The 25,254-nt window shown below is 49.3% G+C and carries 27 protein-coding genes and 1 tRNA gene; 25 read left to right on the forward strand and 3 right to left on the reverse strand.

The features are described from left to right. The first annotated feature begins 20 nt into the window (after window positions 1-20). The 15 genes from JYE50_RS03960 to JYE50_RS04030 all read left to right on the forward strand — a co-directional run bounded on the left by JYE50_RS03960 (window position 21) and on the right by JYE50_RS04030 (window position 13,956). On the forward strand, window positions 21-476 hold the full coding sequence (locus tag JYE50_RS03960; protein ID WP_084094586.1) for a hypothetical protein: 456 nt from the start codon (window positions 21-23) through the stop codon (window positions 474-476). A gap of 141 nt (window positions 477-617) precedes the next feature. Next, on the forward strand, window positions 618-2,861 hold the full coding sequence (locus tag JYE50_RS03965) for a phage tail tape measure protein (RefSeq protein ID WP_084094587.1): 2,244 nt from the start codon (window positions 618-620) through the stop codon (window positions 2,859-2,861). A 12-nt stretch (window positions 2,862-2,873) separates the two neighbouring features. Then, window positions 2,874-3,587: a phage tail domain-containing protein gene (locus JYE50_RS03970; protein WP_084094588.1), complete on the forward strand. Its 714-nt coding sequence runs from the start codon at window positions 2,874-2,876 to the stop codon at window positions 3,585-3,587. Then, window positions 3,584-5,386 carry a phage tail spike protein gene (locus JYE50_RS03975; protein WP_179138198.1) on the forward strand — a complete coding sequence of 601 codons (1,803 nt, stop codon included), beginning with the start codon at window positions 3,584-3,586 and terminating at the stop codon, window positions 5,384-5,386. Before JYE50_RS03970 ends, JYE50_RS03975 begins: the two co-directional genes overlap by 4 nt. Before the next feature lie 6 nt (window positions 5,387-5,392). After that, complete coding sequence (locus tag JYE50_RS03980; RefSeq protein WP_084094590.1) at window positions 5,393-7,279, forward strand: SGNH/GDSL hydrolase family protein; 1,887 nt, start codon at window positions 5,393-5,395, stop codon at window positions 7,277-7,279. 12 nt (window positions 7,280-7,291) lie between these two features. Next, the gene (locus tag JYE50_RS03985; protein ID WP_283399143.1) at window positions 7,292-8,233 is read left to right on the forward strand and encodes a peptidoglycan-binding domain-containing protein; all 942 of its coding nucleotides are present in this window, start codon (window positions 7,292-7,294) and stop codon (window positions 8,231-8,233) included. A 31-nt stretch (window positions 8,234-8,264) separates the two neighbouring features. Further along, window positions 8,265-10,970: a hypothetical protein gene (locus JYE50_RS03990; RefSeq protein ID WP_084094591.1), complete on the forward strand. Its 2,706-nt coding sequence runs from the start codon at window positions 8,265-8,267 to the stop codon at window positions 10,968-10,970. Window positions 10,971-11,087: 117 nt separating this feature from the next. Beyond that, complete coding sequence (locus tag JYE50_RS03995; protein ID WP_179138199.1) at window positions 11,088-11,252, forward strand: hypothetical protein; 165 nt, start codon at window positions 11,088-11,090, stop codon at window positions 11,250-11,252. Continuing rightward, the gene (locus JYE50_RS04000; protein WP_179138200.1) at window positions 11,233-11,700 is read left to right on the forward strand and encodes a phage holin family protein; all 468 of its coding nucleotides are present in this window, start codon (window positions 11,233-11,235) and stop codon (window positions 11,698-11,700) included. Before JYE50_RS03995 ends, JYE50_RS04000 begins: the two co-directional genes overlap by 20 nt. Then, entirely contained in the window at window positions 11,693-11,953 is a 261-nt protein-coding gene (locus JYE50_RS04005) for a hypothetical protein (RefSeq protein WP_084094593.1), read from the forward strand. The genes JYE50_RS04000 and JYE50_RS04005 overlap by 8 nt, the downstream gene beginning before the upstream one ends. After that, window positions 11,934-12,167, forward strand: a complete 234-nt coding sequence (locus JYE50_RS04010; protein WP_084094594.1) for a hypothetical protein — start codon at window positions 11,934-11,936, stop codon at window positions 12,165-12,167. The genes JYE50_RS04005 and JYE50_RS04010 overlap by 20 nt, the downstream gene beginning before the upstream one ends. A gap of 89 nt (window positions 12,168-12,256) precedes the next feature. Further along, window positions 12,257-12,631, forward strand: coding sequence for a hypothetical protein (locus JYE50_RS04015; protein ID WP_084094595.1), 375 nt, complete (start codon window positions 12,257-12,259; stop codon window positions 12,629-12,631). Beyond that, a complete protein-coding gene (locus JYE50_RS04020) occupies window positions 12,628-12,831 on the forward strand; it encodes a hypothetical protein (RefSeq protein ID WP_143763504.1) in 204 nt (67 codons plus the stop codon). Before JYE50_RS04015 ends, JYE50_RS04020 begins: the two co-directional genes overlap by 4 nt. 78 nt (window positions 12,832-12,909) lie before the next feature. Beyond that, window positions 12,910-13,614, forward strand: coding sequence for a hypothetical protein (locus tag JYE50_RS04025; RefSeq protein ID WP_084094597.1), 705 nt, complete (start codon window positions 12,910-12,912; stop codon window positions 13,612-13,614). 15 nt (window positions 13,615-13,629) lie between these two features. Continuing rightward, a complete protein-coding gene (locus JYE50_RS04030) occupies window positions 13,630-13,956 on the forward strand; it encodes a hypothetical protein (RefSeq protein WP_084094598.1) in 327 nt (108 codons plus the stop codon). A gap of 99 nt (window positions 13,957-14,055) precedes the next feature. On the opposite strand, the gene JYE50_RS04035 is transcribed toward JYE50_RS04030, so the two are convergent. After that, window positions 14,056-14,131: transfer RNA gene (locus JYE50_RS04035), tRNA-Lys, on the reverse strand. 127 nt (window positions 14,132-14,258) lie between these two features. Here JYE50_RS04035 and JYE50_RS04040 point away from each other — a divergent pair. The 4 genes from JYE50_RS04040 (at window position 14,259) to sigH (ending at window position 17,086) form a co-directional block, all read left to right on the forward strand. Continuing rightward, window positions 14,259-14,672 carry a Mini-ribonuclease 3 gene (locus tag JYE50_RS04040; protein WP_084094599.1) on the forward strand — a complete coding sequence of 138 codons (414 nt, stop codon included), beginning with the start codon at window positions 14,259-14,261 and terminating at the stop codon, window positions 14,670-14,672. Further along, complete coding sequence (gene thyX / locus JYE50_RS04045; RefSeq protein ID WP_283399144.1) at window positions 14,665-15,411, forward strand: FAD-dependent thymidylate synthase; 747 nt, start codon at window positions 14,665-14,667, stop codon at window positions 15,409-15,411. The genes JYE50_RS04040 and thyX overlap by 8 nt, the downstream gene beginning before the upstream one ends. A gap of 4 nt (window positions 15,412-15,415) precedes the next feature. Further along, on the forward strand, window positions 15,416-16,339 hold the full coding sequence (rlmB, locus tag JYE50_RS04050; protein ID WP_084094600.1) for a 23S rRNA (guanosine(2251)-2'-O)-methyltransferase RlmB: 924 nt from the start codon (window positions 15,416-15,418) through the stop codon (window positions 16,337-16,339). 90 nt (window positions 16,340-16,429) lie between these two features. Next, the gene (gene sigH / locus JYE50_RS04055) at window positions 16,430-17,086 is read left to right on the forward strand and encodes an RNA polymerase sporulation sigma factor SigH (RefSeq protein ID WP_084094958.1); all 657 of its coding nucleotides are present in this window, start codon (window positions 16,430-16,432) and stop codon (window positions 17,084-17,086) included. A 176-nt stretch (window positions 17,087-17,262) separates the two neighbouring features. On the opposite strand, the gene JYE50_RS04060 is transcribed toward sigH, so the two are convergent. After that, window positions 17,263-17,817 (reverse strand): hypothetical protein, encoded by a 555-nt coding sequence (locus JYE50_RS04060; protein ID WP_143763505.1) that lies wholly within the window; start codon window positions 17,815-17,817, stop codon window positions 17,263-17,265. After that, window positions 17,814-18,338, reverse strand: coding sequence for an RNA polymerase sigma factor (locus tag JYE50_RS04065; RefSeq protein ID WP_084094602.1), 525 nt, complete (start codon window positions 18,336-18,338; stop codon window positions 17,814-17,816). Before JYE50_RS04065 ends, JYE50_RS04060 begins: the two co-directional genes overlap by 4 nt. A gap of 272 nt (window positions 18,339-18,610) precedes the next feature. Here JYE50_RS04065 and JYE50_RS04070 point away from each other — a divergent pair, with 272 nt between their 5' ends. The 6 genes from JYE50_RS04070 (at window position 18,611) to JYE50_RS04095 (ending at window position 25,248) form a co-directional block, all read left to right on the forward strand. After that, window positions 18,611-19,795, forward strand: a complete 1,185-nt coding sequence (locus JYE50_RS04070) for a glucose-1-phosphate adenylyltransferase (protein WP_084094603.1) — start codon at window positions 18,611-18,613, stop codon at window positions 19,793-19,795. A 33-nt stretch (window positions 19,796-19,828) separates the two neighbouring features. Further along, a complete protein-coding gene (gene glgD, locus JYE50_RS04075; protein WP_084094604.1) occupies window positions 19,829-20,950 on the forward strand; it encodes a glucose-1-phosphate adenylyltransferase subunit GlgD in 1,122 nt (373 codons plus the stop codon). A gap of 23 nt (window positions 20,951-20,973) precedes the next feature. Then, window positions 20,974-22,467 carry a glycogen synthase GlgA gene (gene glgA / locus JYE50_RS04080; RefSeq protein ID WP_084094605.1) on the forward strand — a complete coding sequence of 498 codons (1,494 nt, stop codon included), beginning with the start codon at window positions 20,974-20,976 and terminating at the stop codon, window positions 22,465-22,467. An 80-nt stretch (window positions 22,468-22,547) separates the two neighbouring features. Then, window positions 22,548-23,297 carry a tRNA1(Val) (adenine(37)-N6)-methyltransferase gene (locus JYE50_RS04085; RefSeq protein WP_179138201.1) on the forward strand — a complete coding sequence of 250 codons (750 nt, stop codon included), beginning with the start codon at window positions 22,548-22,550 and terminating at the stop codon, window positions 23,295-23,297. Window positions 23,298-23,314: 17 nt separating this feature from the next. Continuing rightward, the gene (locus JYE50_RS04090; protein WP_179138202.1) at window positions 23,315-24,526 is read left to right on the forward strand and encodes an aminoacetone oxidase family FAD-binding enzyme; all 1,212 of its coding nucleotides are present in this window, start codon (window positions 23,315-23,317) and stop codon (window positions 24,524-24,526) included. Between the two features lie 23 nt (window positions 24,527-24,549). After that, complete coding sequence (locus tag JYE50_RS04095; protein ID WP_084094608.1) at window positions 24,550-25,248, forward strand: TetR/AcrR family transcriptional regulator; 699 nt, start codon at window positions 24,550-24,552, stop codon at window positions 25,246-25,248. Window positions 25,249-25,254: the final 6 nt, after the last annotated feature.

The following is a 25,254-nucleotide window of genomic DNA, read 5'->3' on the forward strand; positions in this document are numbered from 1 at the left end:
TAAGACAGAAAGGACAAGATATGGAAAAGCTGGCGGAACTGAAGATCGGCGGTCGGGAGATCCCGATGTATTATTCCACGTATGAAACCATCGCCATTCAGCGGGATATAGGCTGCACGGCCTTCCAACTGAAAGACAAGGTTTTCGGCGTGGAAAAAGTTGACGAGGACGGGGATGAAACCCTGGGCAACATCCGGCTGAACATTGTGGACGATCCGGAAAAGATGGAGAAGCTGGCAAAGCTGATCCGCATCCTGGGCAACGCCGGACTGGAAGAAGAAGGACAGGAGCCGGATCTGACGGACAAATGGATACTGAGGCACATGAGGCCGTCAATGCTCACCATCTACGCCATGACCATGATGGCGGTGATAACCGCCGGAAACATGATGGAAGCCAGGGCGGAGGATAACAAGGGTGAAGAGACAGACGTGATCCTGGAGGAAGAAAAGGCAAAAAAACAGCCGGAGAACTAACATACCTGCGGTTAGTCTCCTACGGCCTGATAGCAGGAATGAACCGAAAAGAAATTGACAGATCAAGACCGGGAGAGATCCTGGATCTTTTTTATTACAGACAGAAGTATGACGCGAATCTGGGAATAAGGATGTGAGAGAATGCCAAGCGCAAAATTTGACGTTGAAATGAGCAGCTTTAAGAGCGGCATAGCTTCAGCGAAAAGCGAGGTAAAGACGCTCGACCAGCAGATGAAGATGCTGGACGCTACCATGAAGGCGGAGGGAAAGAGCGAACAGAGTCTCAACCTGCAAACCCAGACGCTGAACAGCCGGATGGCGGCACAGAAGAGCATAGCACAGCAGGCGGAGGCAGCGCTGAAGGCCATGAGCGACAACGGCATCAAGCCGACCAGCGAAGCCTATCAGAAAATGAGCCGTGAACTGCTGGCGGCACAGACCGGCATGATGGAAACGCAGGCCGCGCTGAACAACATGGGCCAGAGCGCGGAAGAGGCAGCCGGAGGGGTAGGAAAATTAGAGACAAACCTGAACGGCATCAGCAAAAAGATCAGCCTGGAACAGGTGCGCAGCGGAATCAGCGCCATTGACAAGGGCCTTGAGAACGCGGCGAAGAAGGCCGTGAACCTGGGAAAGGCTATCTGGGAAAACATCACGGACGTGGCGCGGTTCAGCGATGACACCGCAACACAGGCCATGATCCTGAACATGGACATTGAGGACTACCAGGCATACAAAAAGGTATTCGACACGGTAGGCGAGATCACTGTCCAGGAATGGCAGAAGGCAAAGCAGAAGGTTCAGAAGGCCATCAATGATCCGACAGATGAGCAGGTGGATATCCTGGCACTGCTGGGTATTCAGACGCACGAAATCGAACAGGGGAAACTGGGAGAGGTTCAGGGAGCGGCGAAAGGATTTGAAGAGGTTTTCTGGGAAATCGGGGAGGCGCTGCGAAAAAAGGTAAAAAGCGGCGAGATGACGCAGGATCTGGCGGACACATACGCAAACGCACTCTTCGGCAGAAGCTACGGGAACCTGAACAACCTGTTTGAAATGGGCCGGAGCGAGTTTGAAAAAGAAGTAAACACTCAGAAGACGGCCAGCGAGGAAGCAATCAAAGCGAACGCGGAACTGAATGACAAACTGATCAAACTACAGGGCGACTTTGAAAGCCTGAAGGTGGAGGTTGTGGGCGGGCTGGCTCCGGCGCTGACGGGAGCGACAGAGGCACTGGACGGTCTGCTGACAAGTGTGCTGGACTATCTGAAGACACCTGAAGGACAGAAAGCGCTTGAAGACCTGGGAACAGCCGTGAGCGGCCTGTTTGAAGACCTGGGCAAGATTGATCCGGATCAGGTTGTCAAAGGGTTCACGGATGTATTAAACACGGTTGTGGGGAGCATCCAGTGGCTCGTAGACAACAAAGACGGAGTAGTTGAAGCGCTGAAGTATATTGTGCTCGGATGGGGAGCGCTGAAGCTCACCGGCGGAATACTGGACGTGTTAAAAGTTATCAACGGACTGAAAGACCTGATGGGAATCGGCGGAGCAGGCGCGGGAGCAGGTGCGGCAGCAGGCGCTGGCGCTGCCGGAGGAATCGGCACAACGATTTCAAGCAAAATAACTGAAACAGTTGGGAAAACGATGTCCGTGATGGGAAACCAGATCGCGATGAACAATATTCCTGTGATTGCAGACTGGTTTGTCCATAATACATCACTGGGCCAGGAGTGGTTCCTGGGTACAAGGGAAAAGGGAAGCACATGGAAGGACATACAGGAAAACGCAAACACATTCGCGGATGACTGGAAAAACAATGCACTGATAAAGCCGATCATTGACGGATACGAAAACGCGATCAACTTCTGGAATGAGTTCTATACAAATGCAGGAAAAACGGCACAGACAGCAGGGAAATATATCCAGATCGCTGGCGAAAACACATATGGCGATGATTGGACAATAGAGGACGCACTGCGGGAAGCGACAGGCGGAACGGTGCCGGTAGAGATTACGCCGGAAGCTCCGGAAGATTCGGCTGCAAAACTGGCAGAGCAGATCGGCGCGGTGACGGTATACGCGGATATCGTTCCGCTGATGAACGGATACGTACAGGGAGCGAGCGGAGGCGGAGGAAGCGGACGGCCTAACGTTGCGATGCCCAAAGCTAACGGCATATGGGCGGTGCCTTATGACGGCTATCTGGCACTGCTCCATAAGGGTGAGCAGGTAGTGCCTGCGCGGCAGGTGGCAAGCCGGAACTTCACAAGCAATATGTATTTTGAGAACGTGAACGTGAACAACGGACAGGACGCGGAGGGACTGGCGGCGAGGATCACAGCCCAGCAGCGGAGAGAAATGAGCGGATACGGAAGCATGTAAGAGGTGTATGAAATGGCACAGAGTTATTTTATCTGGAAAGGCATTGACTGCCGGGATATGGGCGTGAAACTGTCCGGCCCTGTGCCGATCATCCGCCCGGAGGAGAGGGTTCAGCATGTGGAGATCCCGGGACGGAGCGGCGACCTAACAGAGCTGGAAGGGACGCAGGTATACAACAGCTACATCCAGACGGCCACGATCATGGTACAGGGCGGATACCGGGTGCGGGAGATATACAACTGGCTGAAAGGCTCCGGGTATGTCACATTCCACGGAGAACCAGATAGAAAACAAGCGGCGCGGATCGTGGGCGCTATTACGCTGAACAAACACAGCCGGAACCTGGACTGGTGGGTGGGTGAAGTTCAGTTTTACTGCCAGCCGCTGAAGCAGAAGCTGACGGAGGACACGGTGACGGTCACAAGCAGCGGTACTGCGGTGATAAACGCCGGGGACGTGGAGAGCAGGCCGAAGATCACAGCGAAGGCAAACGCAAGCAGCATGACGATCACCATCGGCGGGAAGTCGCTGACGATCACGGGACTGACAAGCGGGAGCGAATACATCATTGACAGCGAGATCATGGAGGTAAGCAACGCGGCCAGGACGGCACTGATCACAAAAGACAGCGTTGGGAGTTTCCCGATGCTGGCGCCTGGAAGCAATACGATCACCGGCAGCGGATGGAGCAAGCTGGTGATCGACCGAAGGGAGCGGTTCCTGTGATTCATGTATATGACAAAGGAAACAGCGCCTATGACAAAAACGGCAATGTGATCCTTTTCCCAAAGAACGGCACGGTAAGGATGGCAGCCGGAGGCAACTATGAGCTTCAGATGGTCTGTCCGATGGACGCGGAGGGCGGATACAAGCACCTGATCCGGGAGGCGGTTGTCAAGGCGCCGGTGCCGAAGGAAACAATCGAAACCGCTTACAGTGGGATGGAGGTTGACCTGTATGTAACGAACCAGGCGGCGGCCCTGCGGAGCGGGAAAAACGAGCCAAGCACGATCAATTATCCGACATGGACTGCAAACCCTGAAACGCCGTACACAGCGGGAAGTAAGGTAACATACCTGAATAAAAACTATCAGTGTAATCAGTTTGACGCGACAAGCCCGCAGAGCGTCATCCCGCCGAATGCAAATAGCTGGTGGACGGAGATCGCAAGGACAACGAGCGGCGATCCTGTGCTGGTGAATCTGAAGAGCGGGACAAGTCTGTATTACGTATCCGGCCCGGACGGCAACGGATGGTACACGATGTGTACAACATACGGCCTGGAGGGATACATCAAAGGGACGCAGATCACATACAGCAGGCACCTGACACCGGCGGAGACACAGCCACGAACCATCACGGAACAGCTTTTCCGGATCAAGACGGTGAACAGGGACAAAATGAACAATACCGTGACGGTAAACGCGAAGCATATCAGCTATGACATGAACGGGGTGCTGATCAAAAACGCGAAAATAAACCGGAAGTCTCCGGCGGAGGCGCTGGCATGGATTGAGCAGGCGTTCATGATCACATATCCGGGGACGATAGCCACAAACATGCCGACAAACGCGGACGCGACATACAGCGCGGAGATCAGCGGGAAAAGCGGCATGTATGCGCTGATCGATCCGGACAAGGGCGTTGTGCCGTGTTTCGGAGCGGAGTTCAGGCGGGACAACTGGGATCTGTTTGTGATGGCGAAAACCAACACAGACAGGGGCTTCCGCATCCGATACAGCAACAACATGCAGGGCGTTCAGTGGAAGACGGACAGCAGCAGCCTGAAAACGCGGATCGTGCCGGTGGCGAAGGATGAGGACGGGAGCGACCTGTATCTGACGCCGACAGAATGGATCAACAGCAGTCATATCAATGACTATGACACCATATACATGGAGAGGCTGAAGGTCAACGGCCAGGTAGGCAAGGATGACGGAACAGAGACGGATACAAAATGGACGGCGGCAACGCTGCGGGCGGAAATGCGGAAGCAGGCGCAGAGCCTTTTTGATGTCGACCATGTAGACGTTCCGAGCGATGAGATCACGGTGGCCTTCGAGATGATGGGAGATACGGCGGAATATCCGTGGCTGAAAGCGCTCCAGAGCATGGTGCTGTATGATACCGTGATCGCCATTGACGAAGACACGGGCCTGAGCGCCAGCGTGACGGTGGACGAACTGGAGTTTGATATCGTAAAGAAAAAGATCACGGCGGCGAAGCTGACGAACTACAAAGCCTACAACGTGAAGAATGTAGGCGGGTTCAATGTGCTGGACAACAGCATCACGGGGGACAAACTGACGGACGAAGCAGGGGAACAGCTCATCAGCAGCGCGGTGAACAGCGCCACAGAGAGTGCAACGGAATATACAGACCAGAAGGCCTACCAGACACGGCAGCAGGCCGCGGCGGACACGGATGACGCCATAAACGGATATGACTCTCAGATAAAAAACTGGATCGCGCAGAATTACCAGCCGTTACCGAACAGACGCAGCATAGAAGAGGAAGGCAGATGATAAGGCATGGCAAACTACAAAGAGGATATCATCAATATTGAACTGGAAAACGGAACACTGCACAGGAGTTTCCTGCATCACAGCATCGGAGAGGGTGACGCGAAAGCAAACCGGTATGGAGTGCGGGTGTACAGAAACGGGCAACCGGTGACGCTGGGCGGGAGCTGTAAGGGCTTTTTCATCCGAGCGGACGGTGCAACAGTGACCGTGACGGACGGAGTGGTTGAGGGAAATGTTGCATATGTAATACTGCCGGAAACCTGTTACGCGGTGGAGGGTGTTTTCAGCCTTGCCATTAAGGTGATAAACGGCAGCGAGACGGTCACAATGAGGATCGTTGACGGCGTTGTGAGCCGGACAAGCAGCGGAAGCGCGGTAGATCCGGGAACGATTATTCCGAGCGTGGAAGCGATGCTGGCAGAGATTGCGGCAGCGGAGGCAACCATTCCGTTGGACTACAGCAATGTGAACAAGGCGCTGCGGCTCCAGCAGACGGGCATACAGACACAGACACTGTCCTGGGAACAGGGCGGCATCGATGGCGATACGGGTGCATTCAACACAAGCACAATCCAGATCCGCACCGGGTTCATATACGTGGGCAAGGGAAACGTGATCAAGATCACGACGAGCAACGGATACAGAGGGCACGTAAGATGGTACAACGGAGCGAACGCTTCGCAGTTTGTGAGCAGTGAAAACAGCGTAAGCGGATACATCACAGCGCAGGCGGATTATGTAGCGCTGGTATGTACGGAACCGAACTGGGGAACCATCGTTCCTTCAGAAGGATCAAACATGGGCATGAAGATCGTCAGTGGAGCGGAGGCAGAAATCGGCATCGTAAAGCAGGCGTTCATCCTGGCCAGCGTGCCGATAGAACTGGACACGCACACATGGGTACTGAGCTTCCCGATAAACAACTATTGCCGGGTGATCACATCCTTCGGTGAAAAAATAAATCTGAATATCCAGGGAGACGTACAACTCCAGCAGAGCTGCATCATCTACTACAAGAAGGACACGAATGAGATCGTCACAAGGGACTACGTAACAGCGATTGATGATCCGAACCTGTACCTGATAGGCGTGACCAACGGTGCGCAGGTTGTCTATATGAACATCATGAGCGCCTTCAAGGTGGATGGCGTGACGAGCGCAGGAAGCTGTCCGGAGTTCACATTCCTGTACAACTACAGATACGCGCCTGCATACATCGCGGTGCTGGGCGACAGCATCAGCACATACGATGGATACTCCGAGGGTGCATATTATCCGTCCGGCGACGTGGACACGGTGGATGAAACATGGTGGGCAATCGTGGCAAAGGGCCTGCGGCTGGGATACGACAGCGCGACGGTGAGCGCCATCAGCCGGACAACGTTCATTGACCAGAACGACGAAAGCCTTCCGCCGGCATATGACAGCACGCGGATCGCACGGCTGGGATCGGTACACTATCCGAGCTACATCTTCGTGAACATGGGAACGAATGATCCGTACCTGAACAACATCGGAAGCATGACATACGAATCAGACATCACAGCGCTGGAGGCGCTGCCGGAATCCACGACGAAGGGCATCGCACTGACCATCAGGAAGCTCCAGGCGGCATACAGTGACGCCAGGATCGTTATGCTGATCCCGAAACCTGTGAAGATTGACACAGTTCATGAAACATCACCGCAATATACGGCGGAACTGGTGGAAAAGGTGGCGGAGCGGATCAAGGCGCTGGGAGAGCTTTACGGCGTTTTCAAAGTGATTGATCTGCGGAAGTGTGACATCAACCAGAGCAACGTGGCCAGCTACTGCGGAGACAGCGCAATTCATCCGAACGCAAGCGGAATGAAGCGCATGGGGCAGTACATCCTCTTTGAAATGATGAAATAAAGGAGGGAAAACATGAACAGCGCACAATATGTCAGTAATCTGCTTGAAGAGCTGAAAAAGGCCGGTACGGCCCTGATGGTTATTGCCTGGAAGATCGCACTGGCCTGTGTGGGCTGGGCATACGTTTTCGGCGCACGGGGGCAGTATTGCACACCGGCGAACAGGAGGGCGAGATACTCTGACGCACATCCGACCATCAAGACGGCATGTAAGAACTATAACGGATCATCTTCAGAAGGGTGCCAGGGCTGCAAGTGGTATCCGGGAAACCTGCTGACGCGGTTTTTTGATTGCAGGGGTTTTCCATACTGGATTTTCAAAATCGTCTACGGCTTTGAGATCATGGGTGCCGGTGCGACTTCACAGTGGAACACCAAAGCAAACTGGAGGGCGCAGGGAACAATAGACACATGCCCTGATGATATCATCGTCTGCCTGTTTCAGCAGGATAAGAATAAGAAAAGCACAATGGCACATACCGGTATCGGATTCCACGGTGAGACGGTTGAGTGCCAGAATGGCGTGCAGTATTTCGCAAAACGCAAAGACAAGTGGACACATTGGGCCATCCCGGCCTGTGTGGAAATGGAGGGACAGCCAATGCCGGACAAGGATCAGAAAGAAGAGCCGAAGGAAAACGAGCCTACGCTGAGGAAGGGAAGCCGCGGGGATTGGGTGACGATTCTCCAGAATAAGCTGATCATGCGCGGCTATTCATGCGGAAGCAAGGGCGCGGATGGAATCTACGGAAATGACACGGTTGCAGCAGTGAAAGCCTTCCAGAAGGCAAACGGACTGACGGCTGACGGAGTGACAGGCCAGAAGACCTGGGCGGCACTGAACCAGACGGCACCGGTGACGGAGACATATTACACGGTGACGATCAAAAACAAGACAAAAGCCCAGGCGGAGGAAATCATCAGCAAATACGGCGGCACAATGGCCGCTGAATAAGAAAAGACAGGGAAAGGACGGGTGAAGATCTATGAGAACAGGCACAGTTTCCTACAAGCTGGAGGATCTGCGGAAGGGCGTCATCATTCCTATTGGTATGGTAGGAGAAAATGACTTCACGCGGGTGATCTTTGACGCGGAGGAGGTTTTCAAAAAGCATCCGGACGCACAGGTCACAATGAAGGTGCAGCCGCCGAAGGGCGGGATCTATCCGGCAACAGTGACCAGGGACGGGAATGCCGTCATCTGGCAGGTGAAGGCGGCAGATGTAGCGCACAGAGGAAGCGGAGAGCTTCAGCTCACATTTACTGATGATACGATGGTGGAGAAATCCTACATCGCAAGGACGGACATCAAGCGGTCACTGGTAGGGAACGGGCCTGCTCCTGATCCTGTTCAGGACTGGGTGGACAACGCGGAGGAAGTGCTGGACGATCTGGAGGCGGCGGAGGCTCATCAGCCGATCATCGGCCTGGATGGATACTGGTATACATGGAACCAGGGAACCGGCGAATATGAAAAGACAAACACGAAGGCACAGGGCCAGGATGGACACAGCCCGGTGCTGACATCAAGCAAAAGCGGAAAAACCACAACCATCTTTGCGGACGGTGATCAGCTCGCGCAGATCCTGGACGGCGAAGACGGCCAGGGCGCTGACGTGATTGATGACACCGCAGGCGAAGGGGACACGGACAAGACCTGGAGCGCTGACAAACTGGACACAGAGATAACTGATGTAAAGAGCGGTTTACAGGGCGTGGGCAATTCCGTTGATAACATCCTTGACCATGAAACCTATACAGAAGGTGGAGCATCAGAGTATACACCTGTTACACCGAACACAACTGTCAATGGAAAACGATCTACCATTAACGGATATGGTTATGCGTCAATATCTGAACCGACATCTACCAACATGATTATTTATCCTGTTGAGATCGGAAAAACATACAAAGTAAAAGGATATAGCAACAGCACAAACGTCAGACCACTGTTGATTGTTGCAGATTCTGTTGTTACAAGTGGTGGTATTGCAAACCCGGGAACGTTTGATTATGTGTTGGGAACGAATGAAACAGCGCAGGCAGAAGAAAAGGAATATACAGCTTTAAGGACAGGTTATTTATATATTAACTCAAACGGAAGCGATTGTGGTTTGTGGTTAAAAAACATTATTCAAGTGCGTAAATATCACATGGACAACGTGCTGAAAGACCTGTCTGATATTGATTCCGTAATTGATAAAATCACAAGGGCAAAAATTGATTCATCGTCTGCATGGACAAAGGTTGTGCCGAGAAACGCCGAACCTGTCGCAAGGGTAACGAACATTGCGAACACCGTCACAACGGTTCGGTCTATTTTGAGCAGGAACGTTGCAGATAAAAACGCTGTTGATGATGTCGAGATAGACGCAGATCACACGATGAAAAAAGGCATCAAGACCGTAAGACTTCCTGCCGGACGATACTATGTAATTCTTGGAAATGTCGGTGCTTATACGATGGTAAAGAGATACGAAAACGGTGTGTACTCCTCTACCATGTATAAAGAACAGTTTCCGATGAAAGTCAGTATCACCGATCCTGGCGGTGGGTGCTTTATCGTTTATGCTTCTTCCGTTTCAAATCTTGGTGATTTGAGTGGGTTGTGTATTGCAAGACTGCATGATGACGAAACAACTCTCTCATATGACGCATATTCGGAAAAAACATACACACCGGAAGAGCTTGCATCGAATAACAGGATTGAGGTTGTACCGAACGGTATTATTGAGTTTGTGAACAGCGGTAATACTGCCGTTGCTTCTACGGTTGAATATACCGTATTCGGAAAAGACGATGACACAACCACAAGAAAGGACTTCATTATTTCACCAGATGGTACAAAGTTCCTGCCGATGATTAAAAATGACGGTTCTGTTGTGGGTGCAAGAGTTATACCGAAAAAGGCATTTTTCATCGGTAACAGCCTGACTTCCGGCTGGCAGACCTTCGGTGAAGCTGCAACGGAATCAGACAAGGACTTTGTTGCAAGGTTTAGTGATGTGGTTTCAGGCCTTGACAGTGATTACACTTTCAGCCGGAAGTGGTCAACGAACTTTGAACAGAAAACATCCCTTGCGGATGCTCAAACATGGGTAACAAACAACATTGATCCGTTGCTTTCTTCTGATCTTGATTTGATCGTTGTTCAGCTTTGCGAAAATGTTGTAGACAATGCAAGTGCTGTCGCAACGTTCCCAGAATCTTCTATGTGGTTGCTTCAGCATTTACGGACGGAATGTCCGAAAGCAAGGGTTGTATGGATGGGTGTCTGGTTTGAGCGTGGATGGGTGAAAACACTACTTGAAAACACGGCAAATACCGGCTGTGAATATGTTGATATTCGTCAGCTTTATCTGCCAGAGAATGTGTCTGTTATTGGCACTGTCTATAAAATGGAATCAGACTATACCAAAGAGTATACCGTTGATTCCTTCACGGTGAACAATGGGCAGATTACGCTTGTGTTCACGGTGGACGGAGTGCAGCACACGGCAACGATACCGTCATATACTTCCTACACTTCATCGTCTGACACAAGCATTACGGTCACAGGCATCTATCACGTTGTTAGCACGTACTATGCGGCAATCCATCCGGGAGATGAAGGTTTCCGCAAGATTGCCAACAAACTGCTGTTTGATCTTGGCATTTCAGACAGTGAGGAAACAATTCCTGCTGATACGTGAGCCGTGAAAAGGACGCTATTCACGGCGTCAGCAACAACCAGGTAAAAGGGCCGCCGGGGAAATCCGGCGGCCTTCAATAATTCATAAATAGGGGGGGATGCTTATGAAAGAAAAATAATGGATGAGGTGGAGAGATGTTTCACCTACGATCCGGAAGGCGAATGCCGGGGAGCCAGTGGAAGGAAAATGCGCCAGGTATGCGTCTATTGTCCGATGATGCAAAGATACTATGAAAACAAAAAACGAAAGGAAGAAAAGGACAATGTGGAAAAAAGTGAGTGAAATTCTGGCGGCCATTGGCGGGGCAATCGTATCATTCTTCACTACCATGCCTCCGCTGGTGTGGATTCTGGTTGCGGTGATGACGATGGACTTTATCACCGGCCTGATCTGCGCGGCAATGGGCAAAAGCAAGAAAACGGAAAACGGATATATTGCCAGTCACGCGGCCTTTGAGGGACTGATGAAGAAAGTGCTGATTATTTTTGTTGTTCTGCTGGCGGCTGCGCTGGACTTTGCGGTAAGCAAGGGGGCGGGTATACAGTTTGAGGCGGTTATGGGAGCAACATGCCTTTGGTTCATTGCATCAGAGGGATTCAGCATTCTTGAAAATGTGGCCAGTATGGGGGTGCCGGTTCCGCGTATCCTGCTGAAACTGTTGGAGATCATGAAGGAAAAGGGTGACGCTCCGGAAGAAAAGAAACCGGAGGAGGATCAAAAGGATGAATGACCGGAAAACCATTGACGCGGACAAGGCGCTGCTTCATATGACATTTGCCGGAAGGCGATTGCTGATCGCTCATGTGATCACATGCATTGCGTTCATCATCGCCATTGTTTTCTTCACAACACAGAACACGCAGCGGGAGCAGCAGATAATCGAACAAAACGCAAAACGTGATCAACAGATTATCGAGATCATTACACACCTGCATTGCGGGGAACCGATCACGGAGGTGCTGAATGGAACAGCACCAGAATGACATCAGCAAAGATGACATCCTGAAAGTGCTGGATCAATACATCCATGTGAGAAGAGACAGGGAGATCATGGCCGTCTATCTGACAGACTATCCGGGAAGCCTGGAAAGGCTGGCGGAGGAGTGCGATGTATCAAAAGAGACAGTAAAGCGGGCCATTAAGCGCTGCGCTTACATATGGAGGTACCTGCCGGGGGATGAGCTGAAAGTGGACTGAATAAGAGCATATATAGAGCCGTTTGCGCACTCGCAAGCGGCTCTCTTTTTTTATACACTTTTATCAGAAAGAAACGGAGGACACAGAGCATGTGGATCAGATGCAATCCGAATCCGTTGGGCAAGCAGACAGGGGACTGCGTGATCAGGGCCATTGCCATAGCCACAGACCAGAGCTGGCGGAGGGTATACCGGCAACTGTGCGACCTGGGCGAAAAGCATGCGGATCTGCCGAACAGTAATGCTATATGGGGCATGTATCTGCGGGAGCGGGGAGCGAGGCAGTTTTTACTGCCGGAGAGCTGTCCGGACTGCATCACGGTGCAGGCATTCTGTGAACGGTATCCGGAGGGGATCTATGTGATCGGCACAGGAGATCATGCGGTGGCCTGCATAGACGGAGATTATTATGACAGTTTCGACAGCGGGATTTTAACACCAACATATTTCTGGAGGGTGAAATGATGAACAATCCTTTATTCAACATGATGGGTAATCCGATGATGAACATGATGCAAAAGTTTCAGCAGTTTAGGCAGTCATTTCAGGGAAATCCTCAGGAACAGATCCAGCAGATGATCAACACAGGGAAAGTAAACCAGCAGCAGTATCAGCAAGCTGTGCAGATGGCACAGCAACTGAAGCAGATGATGGGCGGGAAGTAAATATTCATATTGATTCTTTTCGGTTGAGTGCGCATAGACCGATTAAAGGATAAATAAATCGAAAGGAATCAAAAACAAATGGCACTTACTGAAGAGAATGGCATGGGTACAACCATGCTGGTGCAGCCGTCCGGATATTCCGGCGGCGGGATGGGTAACCTGTTCGGCGGAGATCTGTCAATCATCGTCCTGTTCTTCCTGTTTATGATGATGGGAGGATGGGGCAACGGTTTCGGCGGAGGAATGGACGGCAACCTTTATCCGTGGATGAACAACAGCAACCAGATGGCATCCGGTTTCCAGAATCAGATGCTGAATGACAACATCACAGGCATTCAGAACGGTATTACCGGAATCGGCTCACAACTGAACAACTACCAGATGAATGATCTGGAGCGGAGCTTTGCGGCGCAGACTGCGGCAACATCCGGAATGAGCGCTATCCAGAGCCAACTGGCACAGTGCTGCTGTGACAACAGGCTGGCTACCTGCCAGACACAGAACATTGTGCAGAACGAGGGTGCGGCCACACGGATGGCCATTCAGCAGCAGACGCAGGCGATCCTGGACAAGATGTGCCAGCAGGAGATTGACGCGCTGAAGGACAAGAACCTGGAGCTTCAGAACCGCGTGAACATGCTTAACCTGTCCGCAAGTCAGACGGCCCAGACGGCAGCGCTGATTGCTGACAACACTGCACAGACACAGTACATCGTGAACCGTGTTGCTCCGTATCCGATTCCGAGCTATACGGTGGCAAATCCCAACACTCCCGCGGCCTGATGGGAGGGGTAAAAGATGAAACACATCATTGATGAACTGTATGACCTGAAAGAGGCCGTGAGCTATGAGATTGGTGAAGCGAACAAGCGGATCAAGAACGCTGGCGGAAAGATCAGCACATCTGACCTGGACGTGATTGACAAACTGACTCACAGCATGAAAAGCCTGGTAACCACATGCGCGATGCTGGAAAGCGAGGAGGGCGGATACAGCGGGAATTATCCGATGTATGGCCGTTCCTATCGTGACGGTGACCGCCGGGACGGCTACAGCGGACGGAGATACTACGGCAGACCGGATGACATGCGGGATGACATGGATCGCATGGGCGGCCAGAGGTAACAAAAAAGGGATGCTACATTTTTGTAGCATCTCTCTTTTTATCCGGTTTCAGATTGCGATTTGATAAATCGTCACTCTGGTGTTCGGATGTGACACGGTTGGTACACCATTAGGGACTCGAACCCTAGACACCCTGATTAAGAGTCAGGTGCTCTACCAACTGAGCTAATGGTGCTCAAGCAACAAAAGCTATTATACATATTATTCGAACTCTGTCAAGAAGAATTTTTCAAAAAAGAAACAATGTTTATTGAGGAAATTTTATGATATAATTTATAGAACATATAATGGAGGTTATGTGATTGAGTCTGCGCTTTGAAAAGACAATGGACGAAATGGAAGCCGCCCAGCTGAATGCCATACAGCTGGCTTATCTGGGAGACACCGTATGGGAAATGATTGTCCGGTATAAGCTTATTTCACGTAAATACAACGTCCATCATATGCACAAAAAATGCGTCAGTCTTGTGAACGCGCATTCTCAGTACATGATCCTCGGATCCATACAGGATGAACTGACCGAGACGGAAAAAGAGATTGTCCGGAGGGGGAGAAACGCGCATGCCAGACATGCTGCTCCGCGGAATCAGGATCCGGATGAATATGCCGCTTCCACCGGATTTGAAGCGTTGTTCGGTTTTCTGTATCTGACCGGACAGGATGAAAGGATCTGCCGGATTGTAAAACATATCGAAGAGGTGATATCGGATGGCTGAGCAAAAAAGAATGAAGGTTGTGCTTCTGCGGCACACACTGTCTCCGGAGGAAGCGATAGCCCTTGGTGCGAAACTGTGTTATTCAAAATCATCCATCTCTGATTTACAGGAAAAAATATCCGCGAAGGATCAGACCGGATTTATTGAAAAACTGATGGATATGGGACATGAATCCGTCCTGGAACACGCATCTTTCACCTTTGGCGTGGAAGGTGTCAGCCGCGTTCTTCTCGCACAGCTTACAAGGCACAGAATTGCCAGTTTTTCCGTCCAGAGCCAGCGGTATGTGTCCTATGAAAAAGGGTACGGATACATCATTCCGAAAAGTATCGAAGCGCTTGGTGAAGACGCGGTCAGAAGATACAGTGAACAGATGGATACTATAGAATCCTGGTATAAGGAATGGCAGGCTGAACTGGGATGTCAGGGTGAAAAATCAAATGAAGACGCCCGGTTCGTGCTGCCGAACGCCTGTGAGACCAGAATCATGGTAACCATGAACGTACGTGAACTGAGGCACTTCTTCTCATTGCGCATGTGCAGCCGCGCCCAGTGGGAAATAAGGGAGATGGCGAATGAGATGTTCAGGCTTTGCTTCGAAACCGCACCGGCCCTGTTTAAAAACGCCGGACCGGCCTGCCTGAGGGGTAAATGCCCGGAAGGTGAAAAAAGCTGCGGTCAGGCTGTGAAGATCAGACAGGAACGGGAAGAAATGATCCGTGCGCATGAAAAGGAGTAAATATATGTCATTTGATAAGAAGAAGAACAATACAAGGGGATTCAGGGCTACGTCAGAAAGAAGCCGTATATCAGGCAAAACGTATTCCGGTGACAGAAATACAAGAAAGGATCATGTAAAAGCTGAACCCCGGACAAGAGACTATCGTCAGTATGAATATCATCAGAAAGAGTTTTCTGATAAACCTGATCATAATGAACAGTCAAATGAATATATCCTTACGGGCAGGAATCCGATTCGGGAAGCGCTGAAAAACCACCATGATCTCGAAAAGCTCCTTGTTCAGAAGGGAGAGCTTTCGGGTTCGGCCAGGGAGATTGTTCAGAAAGCAAAAGAACAGAAGATCCAGATCCAGGTTGTTGAAAAAAGCAGGCTGGATGCCATTGCTCCCAATCACCAGGGTCTGATTGCTATGGCTTCAGCCTATCAGTATTCAACAGTGGATGATATTCTGGAGGACGCGGCCAGCAAGGGAGAAGCTCCTTTTGTGATCATCCTGGACGGTATTACAGATCCGCACAACCTCGGCGCGGTCATCCGTACGGCTGAATGCACGGGCGTTCACGGCATTATCATACCTCAGCACAGAAGCGTCGGATTATCACCTTCTGCTGTAAAGTCTTCAGCGGGAGCGGTTGAATATGTCAAGGTCGCCAGGGTTGGTAACCTTGCCCGGACGATTGAAGATCTCCAGAAAAAGAATATATGGTTTTATGCGGTTACAATGAACGGAACAGATTACAGGAAAACATCTTTTGACGGCGGGGTTGGTCTTGTTATAGGCGCCGAGGAAGATGGCATCAGCCGTCTTGTGGCTGAAAAGTGCGATTATGCAGTTTCCCTGCCGATGAAAGGAAAGATCGAGAGCCTCAATGCTTCCGTTGCAGCCGGTATCATGATGTACAGAGTTATGGAATGCAGGGGCTGAAAATGCTGATAATGGAGAAGGACTGTGATGAACAAAGATGAGCATGGAACTGAGATGAATAATCTTCCCGAAGAACACACAAAAGTGCATATGGAAGAAGAGCGCAGTGACGATGTGATTCCGTTCAGAGATGTTTTCGGATCAAAAACTGATGAAGAAATTGTTCAGATGTGTCATGACGGAGATACGCATGCGGAAGAATATCTTCTGAACAAATACAAGAATTTTGTCCGTTCCAAAGCCAGAAGCTATTTCCTGATCGGCGCGGACCATGAAGATATTGTTCAGGAAGGTATGATCGGTTTATACAAATCCATACGTGATTACAAGCCGGAAAAGCTCAGCTCATTTCGCGCGTTCGCCGAGCTCTGCATCACAAGGCAAATTATCACAGCCATTAAAACAGCCACAAGACAGAAGCATATTCCCTTAAACAGCTATGTTTCACTCAATAAGCCGTTATATGACGAGGAAAGTGACCGGACCCTGCTTGATATTATCATGGAGGGAGGAGCCGGCAATCCGGAGGATATGATCATCAACCAGGAGGATCTTGGCAATATCCATCAGAAGATCAATGAAGTCCTTTCGGGACTTGAACAGGAGGTCCTGTCTGCTTATCTTGACGGCAAAAGCTATCAGGAAATAGCTGAAACACTTGGCCGGCACGTTAAATCAATCGATAATGCTTTACAGAGGGTCAAAAGGAAACTGGAAAAATACCTGGAAGAGAACGGGCGTTTCTGAAACATCGATTCTGTGCGTTTATCAACAACAGGCCGGTTCATGCACCATGGCGCTATAATGTGATATATACTGTCAGTATCTGACCGGATAAAATATAAAAACACCTCTGAATGATGTTATGAAGTCATCAGAGGTGTTTTTTATGGAAGATTGAAGTTTCCTGAAAGGAAACAGGTTTACTTACCGATGCTGTTACGGAACAGGTCGAAGAAAGACTGGCATTCCCAGCAGGTATTGTAGAGGAAATACGGTTCGTTTACGGGATATTTAACACTCTGGCCGTCTGAAGTGCTGATAATAAGGTATTCATTATTATCCCACTTTTCGTCGGCTGCGGGGAAGGATTCCTGCTGAAGCATACTGAGAAGCTGGGCGCATTTTTCTGATGATTCCAGTTTTCCGACAGATGTCAGTTCCATGGAAACAATATCGGATGCGTTAATGCTGCTGAATACAGATGTACTTCCTTCTTCTTTTCCACCGGCTGCAAACACGGTCATTTCGCCGGGCTCAACCGGAGTGAGCGGACGAACATGATTCAGTGCAACAGTCAGTAGCAGAAGCACTGCCAGAACAGAGCACAGGACAGGGAAAGGATGGAATCCTTTTTTTGTTGTTTCGGCGGGTGTCTGAGCAGCTTTCTGAAGAATTCTGTATTTCAGAGAATCATCTGCAGTCAGGCCGTAAAGAGCTGATTCAGTTTCTTCACGAAGATTTTCAAGTTTCATCACTGCTGTTCATCTCCTTTCAATTCTTTCTGAAGCTTTTCCCTTGCTCTGCTCAGTCTGGAGGAAACGGTTCCTTCAGCAATTTGCAGCATGTCGGAAATCTCAGTAACCGTAAAACCCTGGTAATAGAAAAGCAGGACGACTTCTTTGAATTCCGGTTTCAGAAGGCTGACCGCTTCGGCGAGGGAATGACGGTCTGTGATCTGGCCGATCTCATCCGGCGCAGGAAAGCATTCAAAACCGGGATGTCCGAGCACCACTTTTTTGATCCATGAACTTCTCCACAGATCACGGCACCGGTTCAGCGCGACTTTCAGAAGCCATGCTTTTTCCCGTCCCTGTTCAAGGAAAGGCTTGTTCATAATCAGTTTGACAAACACATCCTGCGTTACGTCTTCAGCCATTTCCCTGTTTCCCAGATAGTAATACGAAACACGAAGAACATCCGTTGCATACAGCTCATAAAGCTGGTCAAAGGACAGGGAACTGGAAGAGCGATCTGTTATTTCAGGCTGCTGAGACAATTCATGATCACCTCTTCCATCTAATCAACGTTTCAGAAACCGGTAAGATTCCAAACAATTTAAAAAAAAATAAAATAAAATTTCATTTATGTATTATAGCATACATTTCAATCTGCACAATGGCCTGTCTGCATGTTTTTGCAGAAAAAACGGGGGAATCAGCACTTGACGAAATCAAGCATGGAAAGGTAAAATGTAATAACAAAAAGGACATGAATTCTTAGGAAAAATCAGATTCTTATATCTATAAAGGAAAAGGGAGCGTGTGAAGCGTGTTAAGAAAGAAAACCTGTATTGCAATGCTTTTGGCCGGAGGACAGGGAAGCCGCCTTGGTATTTTGACAAAAAATGTTGCCAAGCCTGCTGTTCCTTACGGCGGTAAATACAGAATCATCGATTTTCCCCTGAGCAACTGCACAAACAGCGGTATTGATACAGTCGGTGTCCTTACACAGTATCAGCCGCTTGAACTGAATGCCTATATCGGAAGCGGAGCCCCCTGGGATCTGGACATATCCAACGGAGGCGTTTTTGTACTGCCGCCCTATCAGAAAGGGAAAAGCGGAGAGTGGTACAGGGGAACAGCCAATGCCATCTATCAGAATATGGCGTTTATTGAGCAATACCATCCGGATTATGTACTGATCCTCAGCGGAGACCATATATACAAAATGGATTATAACGCGATGCTGGATTATCATATCCGGAACGGTGCCGATTCCACAATCGCAGTCCGTGAAGTGCCGTGGGAGGAAGCTTCCCGTTTCGGTATCATGAATACCAATTCTGATAACAGGATTATCGAATTCGAGGAAAAACCAAAGAATCCCAAAAGCAACAAGGCTTCGATGGGTGTGTATATCTTTACATGGGAAAAACTGCGTAAGTATCTGACGCTGGATGAGGAAGACAAAAACAGTTCGAACGATTTCGGCAAGAACATTATTCCGGACATGCTGAATGACAAACAGGTCCTGATGGCTTATGACTTTAACGGCTACTGGAAGGATGTCGGTACGATCGAGAGCCTCTGGGAAGCCAATATGGACCTGATCGACAACCCCACCACGATGGATCTGCATGATAAAAAATGGCGTATCTATTCCAAAAATCCCGGGATGCCGCCGCATTATATCGCTGAAGGCGCTGTCGTGACAGACACCCTCATTACGGAAGGCTGCGAAGTATATGGCAAAGTAAACCATTCCATTCTTTTTGCCGGCGTTGTTGTTGAAGAGGGAGCAGACGTTGAATACAGCGTTGTCATGCCCGGCAGTATTATCAAACGCGGTTCGATTGTCAGACGCACCATCGTAGCTGAAAACGCTACAGTCGGCGCCGGATCAATCATCGGTGAGAATACGGGAAATATAGCGGTTATCGGACAGGGCGTCACATTACCGGCCGGTGTTTCCGTTCCTGCGGGAACGCAGGTTGATGAAACCTGCACTTTCTGAACGGAAAAAATGAATGAAAGGGTGTAAAAACGTATGAAAGACGTAATGGGAATTATTTATACAGGTGAAAATGACGCCCGCCTGCGGGAACTGACGATTATACGTGCTATCGCGGCTTTGCCGGTTGCGGGACGTTTCCGGGTTATTGACTTCCTTGTTTCAAGCATGGTCAATGGCGGTATGAAGAACATCGGCGTGATTATGCAGAAAAACTATCACAGCCTGATGGACCATCTTGGATCGGGAAAGGAATGGGATCTTCACGGAAAAAATAACGGACTGCACATTCTTCCGCCGTTCCTGACCAGGGAAAATGTGGGCCTCTATCCGGGTGTTCTGGACGGACTTCGTTCCAATACAGATTATCTGACCAGAAGTAAACAGGAGCTTGTAGTCCTGAGCAACAGCGGAATTATTTACAATGCTCATTTCGATCAGATGATCGATTATTATGAATCCACAGGCGCTGATATTACCCTGCTTTACACAAAAGACCCATCCATGAAGCGGGATGAATACGGCACTTATATTTCAGTCAATGATAACGGGGATGTCACTGATATAGAAGTGGAACCGACTCATCCGTCCTATGGCAATACATTTATGCAGGTGTGCGTGATGAAAAGGGAATTCCTGAAGGATCTTGTTGACAAAGCCGTTGCGCACGGCCTTCATGATCTGGCCCGGGATATCCTCCTTCGCCTTGTTCAGGAAAAACAGGCAAAAGTGAATGCTTTTGAATATACAGGAGTATGCTGGAACATTGATTCTGTTCAGAGCTACTTTAAATTCAACATGGACATTCTGAAACCGGAAATAAGAAAAAGACTGTTTATTGATGAACTGCCTGTTTATACAAAAGTCCGTGATGAGATGCCGGCTTTCTACAGCAAAGAATCTCATGCCATCAATTCCCTGGTGGCAGACGGATGCCAGATTGAGGGAAAAATCGAAAACAGTGTATTGTTCAGGGGTGTGAAGGTCGCGCCGAACGCACATGTTAAAAACTGCATTATCATGCAGGACGGACAGGTACAGGAGGGTGCATATATTGAGAACTGCATACTTGACAAACAGACTGTGATCAAACGGAATTCCAAACTGATCGGGCCGGAGGCCTATCCGATCGTTATTGCCAAGAATGTTGTTATCTGATTACTAAGGGGAGGGCATTTCATATGAAAATCCTATTTGCCGCCAGTGAGTCTGTTCCTTTTGTAAAAACAGGCGGACTCGCAGATGTTGTCGGTGCGCTTGCTCCGGTTCTGGCAAAGGAAGGACATGATGTCAGAGTTATCATTCCCCAGTTCAGCGCGATTCCGCAAGAATACCTGCAGCAAATGACACATGTCTGTGATTTCGAAGTGCAGCTTGGCTGGAGAAGACAGTACTGCGGCATAGAAATGATCAAAAAAGACGGTGTCACATGGTATTTCATGGACAACAAATATTACTTCGGCCGTCCGTATATCTACGGTATGGGCGGGGATGAGTATGAACGGTTTGGATTCTTCTGCCGCGGCGCGCTAAATATGCTGCCGCTCATCGGTTTCCAGCCGGATGTTATCCATGCCCATGACTGGCAGAGCGGTATGATACCGGCGCTGCTGAAAATCCAGTATGCGCATCTGCCTTTTTATGCGAACATCAAAACAGTATTTACAATCCACAACCTGCAATATCAGGGGATCTTTGGCATACGTGAAGTGCAGGATATTCTTGGCCTGGGCGACAGCCTGTGGACAGATGATAAGCTGGAATGCTTCGGATGTGCCAACTTCATGAAAGCGGCCCTCGTATACACAGACCTGATCACAACTGTCAGTCCGTCTTATGCAGAGGAAATCCAGACTGCATATTACGGTGAAAGACTTGATGGGCTTCTCCGTGCAAGGAATAAAGAACTTTTCGGTGTCCTGAACGGCATTGATATGAATGAATATGATCCTGCCACCGATAAGCGGATTCCTGTCAATTACAGTCTTGATAAGCCGGAAGGAAAGGCGGAATGCAAGAAAAAGCTTCAGGAGGAACTGGGGCTTGAAGTAAACCCGGACAAGCTGATGATCGGCATGGTTGGAAGACTGAGCAACCAGAAGGGGCTCGACCTTGTGGATTATGTCATTTCGGACATTATGCGGCTTGACGTTCAGCTTGTTGTACTGGGTATGGGAGAAGGTAGATACTTCAACCTGTTCAGTTGGGCGGAAACAGAATACAAGGGACGTGTTGCGGCAAGGTTTACCATGGATCATACGCTTGCGCATAAAATCTATGCAGGAACGGATGTATTCCTGATGCCCAGTCAGTTTGAACCATGCGGCCTTAGCCAGATGATCGCAATGAGATACGGAACCATTCCGATTGTTCGCGAAACCGGCGGATTGCGGGATACTGTCCTGAGTTACAATGAGTTCAACGGGGAAGGCAACGGATTTACATTCTTCAACTATAATGCTCATGACATGCTTCATACGATCGAGCGGGCGTCCGAGTATTACAGGAATCATGCGGATATATGGAAGACGCTTCAGAAACGCGGCATGAGCGGTGATTACAGCTGGAATCATTCTGCCAGAGAGTATCTGAAACTGTATGAATCGCTTTTTCAATCAAAAAAAGCGGAAAAACCGGCGGGTGATGAACCCAATCCTGTCGTTGTTGATATTTAACAGACAGTAAGCGGGAAACACAAAAGAAAGGGATGTGCTGTCACAGCGCATCCCTGTTTTCAGAGGAGCAAATTATATCTATGATACCGGATAACGATGAGACAATTGAAGATTTACAGCTTGACGGACTGCAGCTGATCCAGAAGAAAAACGCGTTTCGGTTTGGGATGGATTCAGTGCTTCTGGCACATTTTGCGAACATCAGGGAATCTGACACAGTTGCTGATTTCGGTACAGGCAACGGGGTGCTTCTTTTCCTCCTGAAGGGAAGAAAAAAGGGGAAACGGTATTACGCATTTGAAATACAGGAGGAAGCCGCCGAACTTGCGGAAAGGAATGTGCGGCTGAACCGGCTGGAAGACAGTATGACAGTGATCCATGCTGACGCCAGAGACGCGCTTGAATACATTCAACCCTGTTCCGTTGACACGGTGATCTGTAATCCTCCGTACGGTCAGCCGGGCGCTGTACTGGCCAGTCCAAGTGAATCGAAATCAATTGCCAGGAACCAGAAGGAAGATACGCTGGATCATATGCTGAAAGGCGCGTTTTCCATCCTGAAAGGCAGGGGAAAATTCATTCTGGTCTATCCGGCATCGCAAATGTTCAGTATTATGACAAAGCTCAGGTCACATCATCTGGAGCCAAAGGTTTTTCAGCTGGCCTATCCGTACATTCATAAACCTGCCAATCTTGTGCTGATAGAAGCAGTTAAAGACGCAAGACCGACACTGCATACACGTCCTCCGCTGATTATTTACAATCAGGACGGAAGCTTGACAAACGAACTGAAGTCTGTTTATCATATACAAGAACAGACCGAATTCTAATTATGAGGAACAGAAGATTGAACAGAAATCCTGATGTAATGATCATCGGTGCAGGCGCGTCTGGTATGATTGCGTCTGTTAAAGCTGCTGAAAGACATAAATCCGTTCTTCTCCTGGATAAAAATGATACTCCCGGGCGCAAAATCTCAGCTTCAGGGAACGGCCGGTGCAATATGATGAACAGCGGCGCGCTCAGGTATTACGGGGATCAGGAATTCGCGGACCATGTACTGGAAAATTCCACTGCGGATGATATCAGGCATTTTTTCAATCAGTACGGGCTGATGCTTGCTTCCGAGAATGAAGGCAGGATCTATCCTTCCACGTTTCAGTCTGCATCTGTTCTGTCAGTTCTGAAAAATGCCATGGGCATAAACGGGGTACAACTGAAATCCAATACGACTGTTTCTTCTGTTTCCCGTCAGAACGATCTATTTACTGTAACCGATACAAACGGCAGAAAATGGCAGTCGACGAAACTCATTATTGCATGCGGCAGTCCTGCCCAGCCCAAACTGGGAGGAACAGACAACGGTTATGAACTTTTGAGCTCATTGGGCCATCGCATTATTCCCGCTGTTCCGTCCCTTGTTCCGCTTTACACGGACAGGAAAAGCATATCCGGGTTGTCCGGAATAAGAGTGAGGGGAAAAGTCTCTCTTTATGATCAGGATAAACTGATTCATTCAGAAGAAGGGGAGATCCTTTTTACGGAATACGGCATCAGCGGTATCTGCGTAATGCAGTGTTCCAGATTTATAAAAGATAAAAGTTCTTATCTGTCCGTCAATTTCCTGCATGGATATTATGACAAGCCCGAAGAATTCTGTCATGAGCTGAAAAGACGGCGGAACATGTATCATGAGTATTCTCCGGTTTCACTGCTTGACGGTGTATTGGTCAGCCGGATCGCCTATGCGGTCATGAAGCAGGCCGGTGTTCCGCTGAAGGGCGAAAAAGCCGGAGAGTTATCTGATGAGCTTCTGAAAGCGATCGCTGAAACTGCATTTCATTACCGGATCAGCATAGAAGGGACCAGAGGATTTGAATATGCCCAGGTAGCGGCCGGCGGTGCTGACTGCAGGGAATTTGATCCGAAAACAATGGAATCGACGGTTATGTCAGGTTTATATGCGACAGGTGAAGTTCTGAATGTTGACGGCGACTGCGGCGGCTTCAATCTCATGTTTGCGTTTTCATCAGGGCTGGCCGCCGGAAAATCTGTGTAAATGTCCGGGGAGGGAGATTGCCATTGAGAAAGGGAGATATCCGAAAGCAGGAAATTCTCAAAACAGCTGAAATGATGTTTTGCAGAAACGGATATGAAAAAACAAGCATACAGGATATCATAGATGCTCTGCATTCCAGTAAAGGCAGTTTTTACCATCATTTTATCAGCAAGGAAGCCCTGCTGGAGGGAATCTGCAGAAAAAGGGCTGAACAAAACTTCGAAATGACCATCAAAACAGCGGAACAGTCAACAGACGCCGTGATGCTGCTGGATCATCTGATTTCCGGCATGATTCCGTTTCACGATGAAAAACTGTCTTTTCTTCTGATGCTTCTGCCGCTTTTCAGGTTTCATGAAGGTAAAACTGTCAGAAATTATTACAGTGAAGCACTTTCGGAACAGTTTCGGGATTCGGTCAGAATGCAGATCGAAAAGGCCGCGGAACAGGAGCAGCTGTTCTGCACCGATCCTGAATATACCACGGATATCATTTTATCCGTTGTGAACAGACTGTGGATCAGTATATGTGATATGATTATCATGGCTGAGGATCAGGGAAAGGAAACCGACCTGTATGAGCTTCTTCGGCTGACTGACAGCTGCAGAACCGCTGTTTCCCGTATTCTTTCGCTGCCATACGGCGCAATCAGCATAACAGACATAGCCAGCCTGCGGGATCTGTGCAAACTTATTCACCAGCACTGGCCAAACAGACAGTAAATCAAA

The sequence above is a fragment of the Aristaeella lactis genome, assembly GCF_018118585.1.
Classification (GTDB): domain Bacteria; phylum Bacillota; class Clostridia; order Christensenellales; family Aristaeellaceae; genus Aristaeella; species Aristaeella lactis.